The sequence below is a fragment of the Mesorhizobium sp. WSM4307 genome (assembly GCF_007003945.1).
GTDB lineage: Bacteria > Pseudomonadota > Alphaproteobacteria > Rhizobiales > Rhizobiaceae > Mesorhizobium.
On the sequence record NZ_VFTB01000004.1, the window covers coordinates 146209 to 158847 of the forward strand.

At 62.4% G+C, this 12639-nt stretch carries 14 protein-coding genes; 12 read left to right on the forward strand and 2 right to left on the reverse strand.

The annotated features are described in order from the left end of the window. Window positions 1–81 precede the first annotated feature (81 nt). From FJV83_RS10725 to FJV83_RS10750, 6 genes are read left to right on the forward strand one after another with little or no spacing between them, the layout of a single operon-like run. Window positions 82–1410 carry an aspartate aminotransferase family protein gene (locus FJV83_RS10725; protein WP_095773891.1) on the forward strand — a complete coding sequence of 443 codons (1329 nt, stop codon included), beginning with the start codon at window positions 82–84 and terminating at the stop codon, window positions 1408–1410. 11 nt (window positions 1411–1421) lie between these two features. Next, window positions 1422–1772, forward strand: coding sequence for a hypothetical protein (locus FJV83_RS10730; protein WP_140889532.1), 351 nt, complete (start codon window positions 1422–1424; stop codon window positions 1770–1772). A gap of 9 nt (window positions 1773–1781) precedes the next feature. Next, on the forward strand, window positions 1782–3032 hold the full coding sequence (locus FJV83_RS10735; protein ID WP_142885082.1) for a Zn-dependent hydrolase: 1251 nt from the start codon (window positions 1782–1784) through the stop codon (window positions 3030–3032). 59 nt (window positions 3033–3091) lie between these two features. Beyond that, window positions 3092–4543, forward strand: coding sequence for a dihydropyrimidinase (gene hydA, locus FJV83_RS10740; RefSeq protein ID WP_095773893.1), 1452 nt, complete (start codon window positions 3092–3094; stop codon window positions 4541–4543). 2 nt (window positions 4544–4545) lie between these two features. Next, a complete protein-coding gene (locus tag FJV83_RS10745; protein WP_142885083.1) occupies window positions 4546–4917 on the forward strand; it encodes a hypothetical protein in 372 nt (123 codons plus the stop codon). Between the two features lie 31 nt (window positions 4918–4948). Continuing rightward, window positions 4949–5326 carry a hypothetical protein gene (locus tag FJV83_RS10750; RefSeq protein ID WP_245437623.1) on the forward strand — a complete coding sequence of 126 codons (378 nt, stop codon included), beginning with the start codon at window positions 4949–4951 and terminating at the stop codon, window positions 5324–5326. Window positions 5327–5343: 17 nt separating this feature from the next. On the opposite strand, the gene FJV83_RS10755 is transcribed toward FJV83_RS10750, so the two are convergent. Next, window positions 5344–5748, reverse strand: a complete 405-nt coding sequence (locus FJV83_RS10755) for a cupin domain-containing protein (RefSeq protein ID WP_095773896.1) — start codon at window positions 5746–5748, stop codon at window positions 5344–5346. A gap of 131 nt (window positions 5749–5879) precedes the next feature. Here FJV83_RS10755 and FJV83_RS10760 point away from each other — a divergent pair, with 131 nt between their 5' ends. The 4 genes from FJV83_RS10760 (at window position 5880) to FJV83_RS10780 (ending at window position 10084) form a co-directional block, all read left to right on the forward strand. Continuing rightward, the gene (locus FJV83_RS10760; protein WP_095773897.1) at window positions 5880–6671 is read left to right on the forward strand and encodes an ABC transporter ATP-binding protein; all 792 of its coding nucleotides are present in this window, start codon (window positions 5880–5882) and stop codon (window positions 6669–6671) included. Between the two features lie 349 nt (window positions 6672–7020). Next, window positions 7021–7899 (forward strand): ABC transporter permease, encoded by an 879-nt coding sequence (locus tag FJV83_RS10770; RefSeq protein ID WP_095773899.1) that lies wholly within the window; start codon window positions 7021–7023, stop codon window positions 7897–7899. Then, complete coding sequence (locus FJV83_RS10775) at window positions 7896–9071, forward strand: ABC transporter permease (protein WP_142885085.1); 1176 nt, start codon at window positions 7896–7898, stop codon at window positions 9069–9071. Before FJV83_RS10770 ends, FJV83_RS10775 begins: the two co-directional genes overlap by 4 nt. Window positions 9072–9112: 41 nt before the next feature. Continuing rightward, window positions 9113–10084 (forward strand): ABC transporter substrate-binding protein, encoded by a 972-nt coding sequence (locus FJV83_RS10780; protein WP_142885086.1) that lies wholly within the window; start codon window positions 9113–9115, stop codon window positions 10082–10084. Between the two features lie 57 nt (window positions 10085–10141). Here FJV83_RS10780 and FJV83_RS10785 read toward each other — a convergent pair whose 3' ends face one another. Beyond that, entirely contained in the window at window positions 10142–10600 is a 459-nt protein-coding gene (locus tag FJV83_RS10785; RefSeq protein ID WP_095773901.1) for an Lrp/AsnC family transcriptional regulator, read from the reverse strand. Window positions 10601–10721: 121 nt separating this feature from the next. Between FJV83_RS10785 and FJV83_RS10790 the strand changes: the two genes are divergently transcribed. Both FJV83_RS10790 and FJV83_RS10795 read left to right on the forward strand, forming a co-directional pair. Beyond that, on the forward strand, window positions 10722–12005 hold the full coding sequence (locus tag FJV83_RS10790; protein WP_142885087.1) for a cystathionine gamma-synthase family protein: 1284 nt from the start codon (window positions 10722–10724) through the stop codon (window positions 12003–12005). A gap of 152 nt (window positions 12006–12157) precedes the next feature. Then, a complete protein-coding gene (locus FJV83_RS10795) occupies window positions 12158–12601 on the forward strand; it encodes a CHRD domain-containing protein (protein ID WP_142885088.1) in 444 nt (147 codons plus the stop codon). Window positions 12602–12639 lie beyond the last annotated feature (38 nt).

Below are 12639 nucleotides of genomic sequence, written 5' to 3' on the forward strand. Positions count from 1 at the left end.
CAAAAATTTGCGTAGCATGAAAACGGCGCAAAGACCAAGCGTTGGACGCACCGAAACAGGTTACAAGGGGAAGTCTTGGTCATGTCCAACCGGCTGAAAGTCACGCCGAACGATCTCAGTGCATTCTGGATGCCGTTCACGGCAAACCGGCAGTTCAAGCAGGCGCCACGCATGTTCGTGTCCGCCAAGGACATGCACTACACGACCAGCGATGGCCGCAAGGTGCTCGACGGCACCGCCGGTCTGTGGTGCGTCAACGCCGGCCACTGCCGGCCGAAGATCACCGAGGCGATCCAGCACCAGGCCGCCGAACTCGACTACGCGCCGGCCTTCCAGATGGGCCATCCCATCGTGTTCGAGCTGGCCAACCGCCTGGTCGACATCGCGCCCAAGGGCATGGACCATGTCTTCTTCACCAATTCGGGTTCGGAATCGGTCGAGACGGCGCTGAAGATGGCGATCGCCTATCATCGCATGAAGGGCGAGGGTGCCCGTACCCGTCTGATCGGCCGCGAGCGCGGCTATCACGGCGTCAATTTCGGCGGCATCTCGGTCGGCGGCATCGTCTCCAACCGCAAGATGTTCGGCACGCTGCTCGGCGGCGTCGACCATATGCCGCATACGCATCTGCCGGAAAAGAACGCCTTCTCGAAGGGTGTGCCGGAATATGGCGCGGAGCTCGCCAACGAACTGGAGCGCATTGTTACCCTGCATGACGCCTCAACCATCGCAGCGGTCATCGTCGAGCCGGTCGCCGGCTCCACCGGCGTCATCCTGCCGCCCAAGGGCTATCTGCAGAAGCTGCGTGAAATCTGCACCAAGCACGGCATCCTTTTGATCTTCGACGAGGTCATCACCGGCTTCGGCCGTCTCGGCGCGCCGTTCGCGGCCGACTATTTCGGCGTCACGCCCGACATCATGACCACCGCCAAGGGCGTCTCCAACGGCGTCATCCCGATGGGCGCGGTGTTCGTGAAGAAGGAAATCCACGACGCCTTCATGACCGGCCCCGAGCATATGATCGAGTTCTTCCACGGCTACACCTATTCGGGCAACCCGATCGCTTGCGCCGCGGCCTTGGGCACGCTCGACACCTACAAGGAAGAGGGCCTGCTCACCCGCGGCGAGGAACTGGCGCCCTATTGGGAGGACGCGCTGCACTCGCTGAAAGGCGAGCCGCATGTCATCGACATCCGCAACATCGGCCTGATCGGCGCGATCGAACTGGCGCCGATCGCCGGCAGCCCGACCAAGCGGGCCTTCTCGGCCTTCGTCAAGGCGTTCGAGCGCGGCGCGCTGATCCGCACCACCGGCGACATCATCGCGCTGTCGCCGCCGCTGATCATCACCAAGGGCCAGATCAACGAACTGATCGACCATGTGCGTGAAGTGCTGAGGTCGATCGACTAGGGAAAGCGCGAATGGGTTCTGCTAAGCGCGAAGCATCATTGGATAAGGAAAGGCAGTCGCTTGAGGCTGCCTACACTGACGCCTTGATTCTCGCGCTTGGCGACTGTGCCCGCGGACGGTGGGGTCTGTTTCACCAGAACAGTGGCATTGTTCCGGCACATCTTGAAGAACGGCATATGCCTGAAAGTGCAAAGCAGCTTGAGAGGATTGGCATCGAGCTTGCGTCAGTTCGAGAGAGATTGGGTTTTGCGGATATGTTTGCCCCGATGCAACGCCTGAATGAACTGCGGGCTGCGCACGGACCAAACCAACCTGGCGAGCCGCGCTTGGCACAGATGTTTCTTGATGAACTTACAGCATAGGAATTTTATATGGCCGCACCCGGCGAGAATCTGCGAATCAATTCAGACCGTTTGTGGAATTCGATAATGGAAATGGCGAAGATCGGCCCTGGCATTGCCGGCGGCAACAATCGCCAGACCGTGACCGACGAAGACGGCGAGGGCCGGCATCTGTTCAAGCGCTGGTGCGATGATGCCGGGCTCGAAATGGGCGTCGACGAGATGGGCACGATGTTTGCCCGCCGCGAAGGCACCGACCCCAGCCTGCCGCCGGTCTATGTCGGCAGCCATCTCGATACGCAGCCGACCGGCGGCAAATATGATGGCGTGCTGGGCGTCCTCGGCGGCCTGGAGATCGTGCGCTCGCTCAACGATCTCGGCATCAAGACGAAACACCCGATCGTCGTCACCAACTGGACCAACGAGGAAGGCGCGCGCTTTGCCCCGGCGATGATGGCGTCGGGCGTATTCGCCGGCGTGCTCGACCAGGCAGACGTCTATGAGCACACGGACAAGAACGGCAAGAAATTCGGAGAGGAACTGGAGCGCATCGGCTGGAAGGGCACCGAGAAGGTCGGCGATCGCAAGATCCACGCCTTCTTCGAACTGCATATCGAACAGGGGCCGATCCTCGAGGACGAAGACATCGACATTGGCGTCGTCACCCATGGCCAGGGCCTGAAATGGCTGCAGGTGACGCTGACCGGCAAGGAAGCCCATACCGGCTCCACGCCGATGCCGAAGCGCCGCAATGCCGGTCTCGGCATGGCGCGCGTGATCGAGCTGGTGCACGAGATCGCCATGGACTACCAGCCGGATGCCGTCGGCGCGGTCGGCCACATGGAAGCCTATCCCAATTCGCGCAACATCATCGCCGGCCGCACCGTCTTCACCATCGACATCCGCTCGCCCGAGAAGGAAGTGCTCGACGCCATGGATGCGCGCGTCCGCGAAGGCATCGACACGATCTGCGAGGCGCTCGACATCCGGTACAAGGTCGAGCAGGTCGGCCATTTCGATCCGGTCACCTTTGATGCCGGCTGCGTGAAGGCCATCCGCGATGCCGCCGATCGGCTCGGCTATACGCACCGCAACATCGTCTCCGGTGCAGGCCACGACGCCTGCTGGATCAACCGCGTCGCGCCGACCGCCATGGTGATGTGCCCGTGCGTCGACGGGTTGTCGCACAACGAGGCCGAGGAAATCACCAAGGAATGGGCCGGCGCCGGCGCCGACGTCCTGTTCCACGCGGTGGTGGAGACCGCCGTCATCGTGGAGTAAGCCTAGAGATTCCAAACGCCGCTCGCAAAGAAGCGCGAAGAGAACAAGGGAACAAGAAAATGACCAAAGTCATCAAGAACGGCACCGTCGTCACCGCCGACCGAACGTGGAAGGCGGATGTGCTAGTCAAGCACGGCAAGATCGTCGCCATAGGCTCCGACCTGCATGGCGACCATGAGTACGACGCCACCGGCTGCTATGTCATGCCGGGCGGCATCGACCCGCACACCCATCTCGAAATGCCGTTCATGGGCACCTATTCGGCCGACGATTTCGAATCCGGCACGCGGGCAGCCCTTGCCGGCGGCACCACCATGGTGGTCGATTTCTGCCTGCCGGCGCCGCAGCAGTCACTGCTCGAAGCCTTGCAGATGTGGGACAACAAGACGTCGAAAGCTGCCTGCGACTATTCCTTCCACATGGCGGTCACCTGGTGGGGCAAGCAGGTGTTCGACGAGATGGCGACCGTTGTCGACAAGGGCATCACCTCGTTCAAGCACTTCATGGCCTACAAGGGCGCGCTGATGGTGGACGACGACGAGATGTATGCGTCGTTCCAGCGCTGCGCCGACCTTGGCGCGCTGCCGCTGGTGCATGCCGAGAATGGCGACGTGGTTGCCGCACTTTCGCAGAAACTGCTCGCCGCCGGCAACAATGGCCCGGAGGGCCATGCCTATTCGCGGCCGCCGGAAGTGGAAGGCGAGGCGACAAATCGCGCCATCATGATCGCCGACATGGCCGGCGTGCCGCTCTATGTCGTGCATGTCTCCTGCGAGCAGGCGCATGAGGCCATTCGGCGGGCGCGCCAGAAAGGCATGCGCGTGTTCGGCGAGCCGCTGATCCAGCACCTGACGCTCGACGAGAGCGAGTATTTCGACAAGGACTGGGACCATGCGGCGCGCCGCGTCATGAGCCCGCCCTTCCGCAACAGACTGCACCAGGATTCGCTGTGGGCAGGCCTGCAGGCCGGGTCGCTGCAGGTGGTGGCGACCGACCATTGCGCCTTCACCACCAAGCAGAAGCGTTTCGGTGTCGGCGATTTCACCAAGATCCCCAACGGCACGGGCGGCCTCGAGGACCGTCTGCCGGTGCTGTGGACCAAGGGCGTCAACACCGGGCGGCTGACGATGAACGAGTTCGTCGCTGTGACCTCGACCAACATCGCCAAGATCCTCAACATGTATCCGAAGAAGGGCGCCATCGTCGAAGGGGCTGATGCCGACATCATCGTCTGGGATCCGAAGCGCAAGAAGACGATTTCGGCCAAGAAGCAGCAGTCGGTGATCGACTACAATGTGTTTGAGGGCGTCGAGGTGACCGGCCTGCCGCGCTTCGTCTTCTCGCGCGGCGAATTGTCGATCGAGGAGGCCGAGGTGAAGGCAAAGCCCGGCCACGGCCAGTTCGTCGGCCGCGAGCCGAACGCCGCGGTCAACCGGGCCCTGTCGACGTGGAAAGAGATCACCGCGCCGCGCAAGGTGGAACGCACGGGCATCCCGGCGACGGGGGTTTAGGCTTGGCGCGTTCGGCCGCGCTCATCGCGATGGTCTTGGCGGCGGTTGCCGGTGGCCCGGCGTCCGCGGCTGGCGTGCTGGCTGGCTCGTGGGGCAATGATGTCGGCTGTGCCGGCATCAAGGCCGGTTACCAGAACAGTGATGCCTATATCCTGTTGACCGCGGAAGGCATCGAGACCTATGGCAGCGGTTGCCGGTTCGAGCAGCAATTGACCCCGGTGCCGGGTCCGCAATCGCTGCGTTCGACCTGTTCCGCCGAAGGCGAGGCGGGAACGGCGATCGAAACAATCGTGGTCACCAACGAGGGTGCGGATGGCTTCTTCGTGGCCATTCCCGGTCTTGAGGAACTGGGGCCGCTGCGGTCATGTTCGTGATGTTATGAGCACTGGGATCTGGGGGATGAGCATGCGCGGTTTCGGTTTGTCTGTTGCGATGACGCTTGTGCTGGCGGCGGGACAAGCTTCCGCGGCAAGCATTGATCTGTCGAAACCCTATGGCGACAAATATGGCTGCATCAACCGCAATGGCCAGGAAGTCGCCGCCGACAAGATGCTGCTTTTGACCGACAAGGAATTGATTACCGCCGCCAGCGCCTGCACGTTCACGAAGACGCAAGCGCAGGCTGACGGATCGCTGGTGGTGACGGCGACATGCGAGGCGGAAGGCGAAGAGGGACAGGAGCCGACCAATTTCACCATCAAGCGCAGCGCCAGGAACACCAGGAAGCTGACGATCACGGATGCGGACGGCAATGTGATGGGGGAAGTCTCGCGGTGCAAATGACGGCGATCCCGTCGAGCTCAGGCGACCAGCGCATCCAGTTCCGGCAGCAGGACGACACTCTCCTGTTCGTTTGGGTCGGTGCGCGCAATGACGGCCGAGGACGGGGCGTTGCTCAGATTGGCCGGCAGATGCGGCACGCCGGCCGGAATGTAGAAGAGGTCGCCGGCCTTGACGACGATGTGGTGTTCGAGCCGGTCGCCATACCAGGTATGGACCTCGCCGGAGAGCACGTAGATCGCCGTTTCATGGTTCTCGTGCAGATGCGCCTTGGCACGGGCGCCGGGCGGCATGGTGAGCACGTGCATGCAGATGCCGGAGGAGCCGACCGACTCCGTGGCGATGCCGGAGAAATAGGTCAGTCCCTGCTTGCCTTCATAAGTGCTTTCTGGGCGGATAAGATGACAAGTGGGTTTGGGCGACATCGGGGAAACTCCGGGCGTCGATTTGCGTGGAACAGGGCCAATGGGACAGGGCGAGTGGAAAACAACATCGCGATAAAAGCAATCGGATTCCGGCCGACGCCCCTTTGGCGGGAACAGGCAGGCAGCGGCCGATGACAGGGATTTCGCCAGCCGTTGTCGCGGCAAGCAAACTTGGCCTCACCTTCCAGACCAATGACGGCCCCGTCCAGGCACTGTCCAATGTCGACCTGACGATCGGCAAGGGGGAGTTCGTCTCCTTCATCGGACCGTCGGGCTGCGGCAAGACCACGCTGCTGCGCGTCATCGCCGATCTGGAGAAACCGACATCAGGCACGATCTCGGTCAACGGCATGACGGCGGAGCAGGCGCGCGGGAAACGCGCCTATGGCTATGTCTTCCAGGCAGCCGCCCTGTTTCCGTGGCGCACCATCGAGCGCAATGTCGCGCTGCCGCTGGAGATCATGGGCCTGTCGAAGGCGGAGCAGGCGGAACGCATCAAGCGCACGCTCGATCTCGTCAACCTCTCGGGCTTCGAGAAGAAATACCCCTGGCAGCTTTCCGGCGGCATGCAGCAGCGCGCCTCGATCGCCCGAGCGCTGGCCTTCGACGCCGACCTGCTGCTAATGGACGAACCGTTCGGCGCGCTGGACGAGATCGTGCGCGACCACCTCAACGAGCAATTGCTGGAGTTGTGGGGGCGGACCAACAAGACCATCTGCTTCGTCACCCACTCCATTCCGGAAGCGGTCTATCTGTCGACGCGCATCGTCGTCATGTCGCCGCGCCCGGGCCGCGTCAGCGATGTCATCGAATCGACGCTGCCGAAGGAGCGGCCGCTCGACATCCGCGAGACACCGGAGTTTTTGGCGATAGCTGCCCGCGTGCGCGATGGGTTGAGGGCAGGGCACAGCTATGATGATTGAGCGGCCTGGCAAGCAAGCGGCCCCCTACGCTTTCGTCATCCTAGGGCGGAGCAGGCGCGAAGCAGCCTGCGTAGACCCTAGGATCCATGCCGTGACGTCGGTCGGAGAGCGCAAACGGCTGAGAATACCCGCCAAGCAGCGCGAGACGCAGGGAGCCATGTTCCGCACCGCTTTGGAGCGTCGAGGTAACGGCATGGATCCTAGGGTCTGCGCCGCGTCGCTTCGCTCCTTGCTCCGCCCTAGGATGACGAAGAGAACGAACGTCGCGGCAGCGAAAACGAAGGCACCCGGCCTTCGCTTCGCTCCGGCCACCCTCTCCCCGGCGGGGAGAGGAGAAGGGCAGCTCTAGATGGATAGCTTCCGCGACAAGCTCGTCCCCGTGACCTCCATCCTCGCCGGCGTCGTCGTGCTCTGGTATGTCTTCGCCGTCATCCTCAATGCGCCGTTCCAGCGCGATCTCGACACCCGGGCCAACGAAACGCCCGGCGCCGTCGAGTTCATCGGCAAGACGCTGGCGCAGCCGAAGCCGACGCTGCCGGCGCCGCATCAGGTGGCGGTGAACTTCTTCGAGAACACGTTTCTGCGGCCCATCACCTCGAGCCGCAGCCTCGTCTACAATGCCTGGGTGACGCTGTCGTCGACGCTGCTCGGCTTTGCCTTCGGCACCGCGCTCGGCATCATCATCGCCGTCGGCATCGTGCATGTGGCGACGCTCGACCGCAGCCTGATGCCGTGGATCATCGCCTCGCAGACCATTCCGATCCTGGCGGTGGCGCCGATGATCATTGTTGTGTTGGCGGCGATCGGCATCACCGGGCTGATCCCGAAGGCGATGATCTCGACCTATCTGTCGTTCTTCCCGGTGACGGTCGGCATGGTGAAAGGGCTGCGCTCGCCCGAGATCATGCATCTCGACCTGATGCACACCTACAATGCCAGTGCCTCGCAGACCTTCTGGAAGCTGCGCGTGCCGGCCTCGGTGCCGTTCCTGTTCACCTCGATGAAGGTGGCGGTGGCGGCAAGCCTGGTCGGCGCCATCGTCGGCGAACTGCCGACAGGTGCTGTCGCCGGCATCGGCGCCAAGCTGCTTGCCGGCGCCTATTACAGCCAGTCCATCGACATCTGGTCGGCGCTGGTCGCGGGTTCGATCGTGGCGGCACTGCTGGTCATGGTGGTCGGCATTGCCGGGCGCATCGTCGATCGCGCCATGGGCGGGAGGCCGGCATGAACTGGCTGAAACCCTCCTGGCAAGCCGTGCTGGCTATTCTGCTTTGCTTGATTGCCGTTGTCTTTAAGGATCCCAATGCTGGCTTAAATTATTGGCAAAGTTGGGGGCCGATGATCAGCTTGGCTGTGTTGACTAGCTTGATCTCGATGATCAGGTTGGCCCCCGCCGTCGAAGCGTTGGTGCTCCTTATCGGCGCACATCTAGTCGCCTGGTTGTTGATCCGCGGGATTGGCAATTTCGAAGGTGAAGTGTTGGTTCCATATCTCATGGCCTTGATTGCGGCCTGGGTGCTTGGGATCAACCTTGCGACGCTGGCGCCATACTTTTTGCTCCTGACCAGCGCTTGGCTGCTCGCTTGGCGAGGCGTGGCAGTGCTGTCATCGTTGCAGCCCATTGAGAAGTGGGCCAGGATCGCCCTTCGCCTGGTCATCCCCGCCATCTTCGGCGCCTGGATCCTGATCATCTGGGAAGCGGTGACGCGCGGCGCCGGCATCCCCTTCATCCTGTTGCCGCCGCCAAGCGCCATCGGCGCGCGCATCGCCGGTTCGCTTCCGGTGCTCGGCGCCGATGTGCGCCAGACCATCTTCAAGGCGGTGATCTTCGGCTATGTCGTCGGCAGCGGCGCCGGCTTCATCACCGCCATCCTCGCCGACCGCGTGCCGTTCCTGCGGCGTGGGCTTTTGCCGATCGGCAACATGGTCTCGGCGCTGCCGATCATCGGCGTGGCGCCCATCATGGTCATGTGGTTCGGCTTCGACTGGCAGTCCAAGGCGGCGGTCGTCATCATCATGACGTTCTTCCCGATGCTGGTGAACACGGTCGCCGGGCTCGCCGCATCAGGCCATATGGAGCGCGACCTGATGCGCACCTACGCGTCGGGCTATTGGCCGACACTGATCAAGCTCAGGCTGCCGGCCGCCGCTCCCTTCATCTTCAACGCACTGAAGATCAACTCGACGCTGGCGCTGATCGGCGCCATTGTCGCCGAGTTCTTTGGCACGCCCGTCGTCGGCATGGGCTTCCGCATCTCGACCGAGGTCGGGCGGATGAACATCGACATGGTCTGGGCCGAAATCGCAGTTGCAGCACTTGCGGGTTCGGTCTTTTATGGCGTGGTAGCTCTTGTCGAAAGAGCCGTCACGTTTTGGCATCCCTCTGTCCGTGGTGGATAGGGGCGGTGGGTTTAAGGGTGCTAACTTCAGAGGGTAAAAACATGAAAAGACTTGTCATTCCAGTTCTGGCCGGCGCGATGTCGCTCGCCGCCTTCCAGGCAATGGCCGCCGACAAGGTGACGTTGCAGCTGAAATGGGTCACGCAGGCCCAGTTTGCCGGCTACTATGTCGCCAAGGCCAAGGGTTTCTATGAAGCAGAAGGCCTCGACGTCGACATCAAGCCGGGTGGCCCCGATATCGCGCCCGAGCAGGTGATCGCCGGCGGCGGCGCCGATGTCATCGTCGACTGGATGGGCGGTGCGCTCGCCGCGCGCGAAAAGGGCGTGCCGCTGGTCAACATCGCCCAGCCCTTCAAGAAGGCCGGCATGGAGTTGGTCTGCCCGAAGGACGGGCCGATCAAGACCGAGGCAGACTTCAAGGGCCATACGCTGGGCGTCTGGTTCTTCGGCAATGAATATCCGTTCTATGCCTGGATGAACAAGCTCGGCCTCAAGACCGATGGCGGCAAGGACGGCGTCACCGTCCTCAAGCAGAGCTTTGACGTGCAGCCGCTGATCCAGAAGCAGGCGGATTGCATCTCGGTCATGACCTACAACGAGTACTGGCAGCTGATCGACGCCGGCTACAAGCCGGAACAGCTGACCGTTTTCAACTATTCGGCGATGGGCAACGACCTGCTCGAGGACGGGCTCTATGCGTCGGAAGACAAGCTCAAGGATCCGGTTTTCGCAGACAAGATGGTGCGTTTCGTGCGCGCCTCGATGAAGGGCTGGAAATACGCCGTCGACAACAATGACGAGGCCGCAGGCATCGTCATGGATGGCGGCGGCCAGGACGAGAACCACCAGAAGCGCATGATGAGCGAAGTCGCCAAGCTGATCGACAATGCCGACGGCAAGCTCGATCCGGCGACCTACGAGCGCACCGCCAAGGCGCTGCTCGACCAGAAGATCATCACCAAGGAGCCGAAAGGCGCCTACACGACCGCGATCACCGACAAGGCGATCAAGTAACCCTGCAGAGCGTGATCCCGCAAAGGTCATGCTCAAACGTAAAATGGAGCGGCGCCCTCAGAGGCGCCGTTCCTTTATGGTGTTCATGACGAAGCTGGTCTCGATTGAGGCGACGCATTTCAGCCGCGCGATCTTTTCCTTGATGAAGCGCTCGTACTGTTCGAGGCTGCCGGTCACCACCTTCAGCACATAGTCGCGCGAACCGGTGACAAGGTGGCATTCCAGCACCTCTTCCCAGCCGCGGATCGCCTCTTCGAACATGACGATCTCGTCCTCGTTCTGCCGGCTGAGCCGAATTGTGGCGATGGCGACCATACTCCAGCCGAAGACGGCGGGATCGACCAGCGTGGTGTAACCCTTGATCACACCCGTCTCCTCCAGCCGCCGCACGCGCCTCAGGCAAGGCGATGGCGACAGGCCGATGCGCTCGGCGAGGTCGTTGTTGGTGATGCGGGCGTCGGCCCGCAGTTCGCGCAGAATCCTGAGGTCGAAATCATCGGCTATCTTCTGCTGCATTTTTGCTCTCTTTAGGCAGTTTGTTGCCGGCATGCAGCCATGTGAGCCCGAGAATAGCAAGGACTGGCTGATCGGGATCGCATAAATTGCGGGGCGACATCCCTCGAAAGCAGGAAAAGCCATGACCGCGCCACGCCCGTCGAAAACCCATATCGGCAACCACAAGCTCCATCCGGAGACGCTGATGCTGAGCTATGGTTTCGATCCGCAGCTATCGGAAGGCGCGGTCAAGCCACCGGTGTTCCTGACCTCGACCTTCGTGTTCAAATCGGCGGAAGAGGGGCGCGACTTCTTCGACTACACGTCCGGCCGCAAGGAACCGCCGAGCGGCACGGCGTCGGGTCTCGTCTATTCGCGCTTCAACCATCCCAACAGCGAGATCGTCGAGGACCGGCTAGCGATCTATGAAGGGACGGACGCCTGTATCCTGTTTTCCTCCGGCATGTCGGCGATCGCGACGACACTGCTCGCCTATGCCCGTCCGGGCGATGTCATCCTGCATTCGCAGCCGCTCTATGGCGGCACCGAGACGCTTTTGACGCGCACGCTGTCCGGCTTCGGCATCGGCGCCGTCGGTTTCGCCGATGGTGTCGACGAGAAGGCGGTTCGGGCAGCCGCCGATGCCTCGGTGGCGAAGGGGCGTGTTTCAGTCGTCCTGATCGAGACGCCGTCCAATCCGACCAACAGCCTGGTCGATATCGCGCTGATGCGGACGATCGCTGACGAGATTGGGGCGAGCCAAGGGTCAACACCGATCATCGTCTGCGACAACACGCTGCTCGGTCCGGTGTTCCAGCGGCCAATCGAGCACGGGGCCGATGTCTCCGTCTATTCGCTGACCAAATATGTCGGCGGCCATTCCGACCTGATCGCGGGTGCGGCCATGGGCAGCAAGGCGGTCACTAAGCCGATCAAGGCGCTGCGCGGCGCGATTGGCACGCAACTCGACCCGCATTCCTGCTGGATGCTCGGCCGTTCGCTGGAGACGCTGTCGATCCGCATGGAGCGGGCCAACGACAATGCGCGCCTGGTCGCCGAATTCCTGCGCGATCATGCCAAGGTCGAGAAGGTGCATTATCTGCCGTTCCTGGGCGAGGATACGCCGGCGGGGCGCGCCTATGTGAGGCAATGCAGCGGCGCCGGCTCGACTTTCTCCTTCGACATCAAAGGCGGAGAGAAGGCGGCTTTCGCGTTTCTCAACGCCCTGCAGATCTTCAAGCTGGCGGTAAGTCTCGGCGGCACCGAGTCGCTCGCCAGCCATCCGGCCGCCATGACCCATTCCGGCATTCCATTCGACGTGCGCCAGCGCATCGGTGTGCTGGAGACCACGGTCAGGCTGTCGATCGGTGTCGAGCACCCGGACGATCTGATCGCAGACCTGACGCAGGCGCTGGCGTCGGCCTGACTTCTCTCTCGGGACGCCGGAAGGCGCGAGCGATCGCCCTGTCTTCACAAATCCGTGTTCATGGAAACATTGCGTCGCCCAGCCGTTGCAGTTGAGGCATGCGCGCGCCCGGGGGAGCAGCGACGCATGCGGCAGCCAATCGGAGGTTCTTCATGCGCACATATTCTTTCCTGCCGGTGCTTTCGGCCCTGGCCGTATCGACCGCCTTCCTGCTCGCCTCGCCAGCAATAGCCGAGGTGGTGAAGTACAAGGCAACGCTCGATGGCGGCCAGCAGAACCCGCCCGTCACCACCAAGGGCAAAGGCACCGCCACGCTCACCTTCGACACCACCAAGAAGAAACTCAGTTGGAACGTCAAATATTCCGGCCTTAGCGGACCGGCGACGGCAGCGCATATTCACGGCCCGGCTGCGATGGGTGCGAACGCCGATCCGGTCATCCCGTTCAAAGGCAAGCTCAAGAGCCCGATCAAGGGTTCGGCAACGCTGACGGACGCGCAGGCCGCCGACCTGGCAGCGGGCAACTATTATGTCAACGTCCACACCGCCGCCAACAAAGATGGCGAGATCCGCGGCCAGATCGAGGCGGCAAAGTAGCGGAAATCGCTTAAAAAGGGGCGGGCGACCGCCCCTTT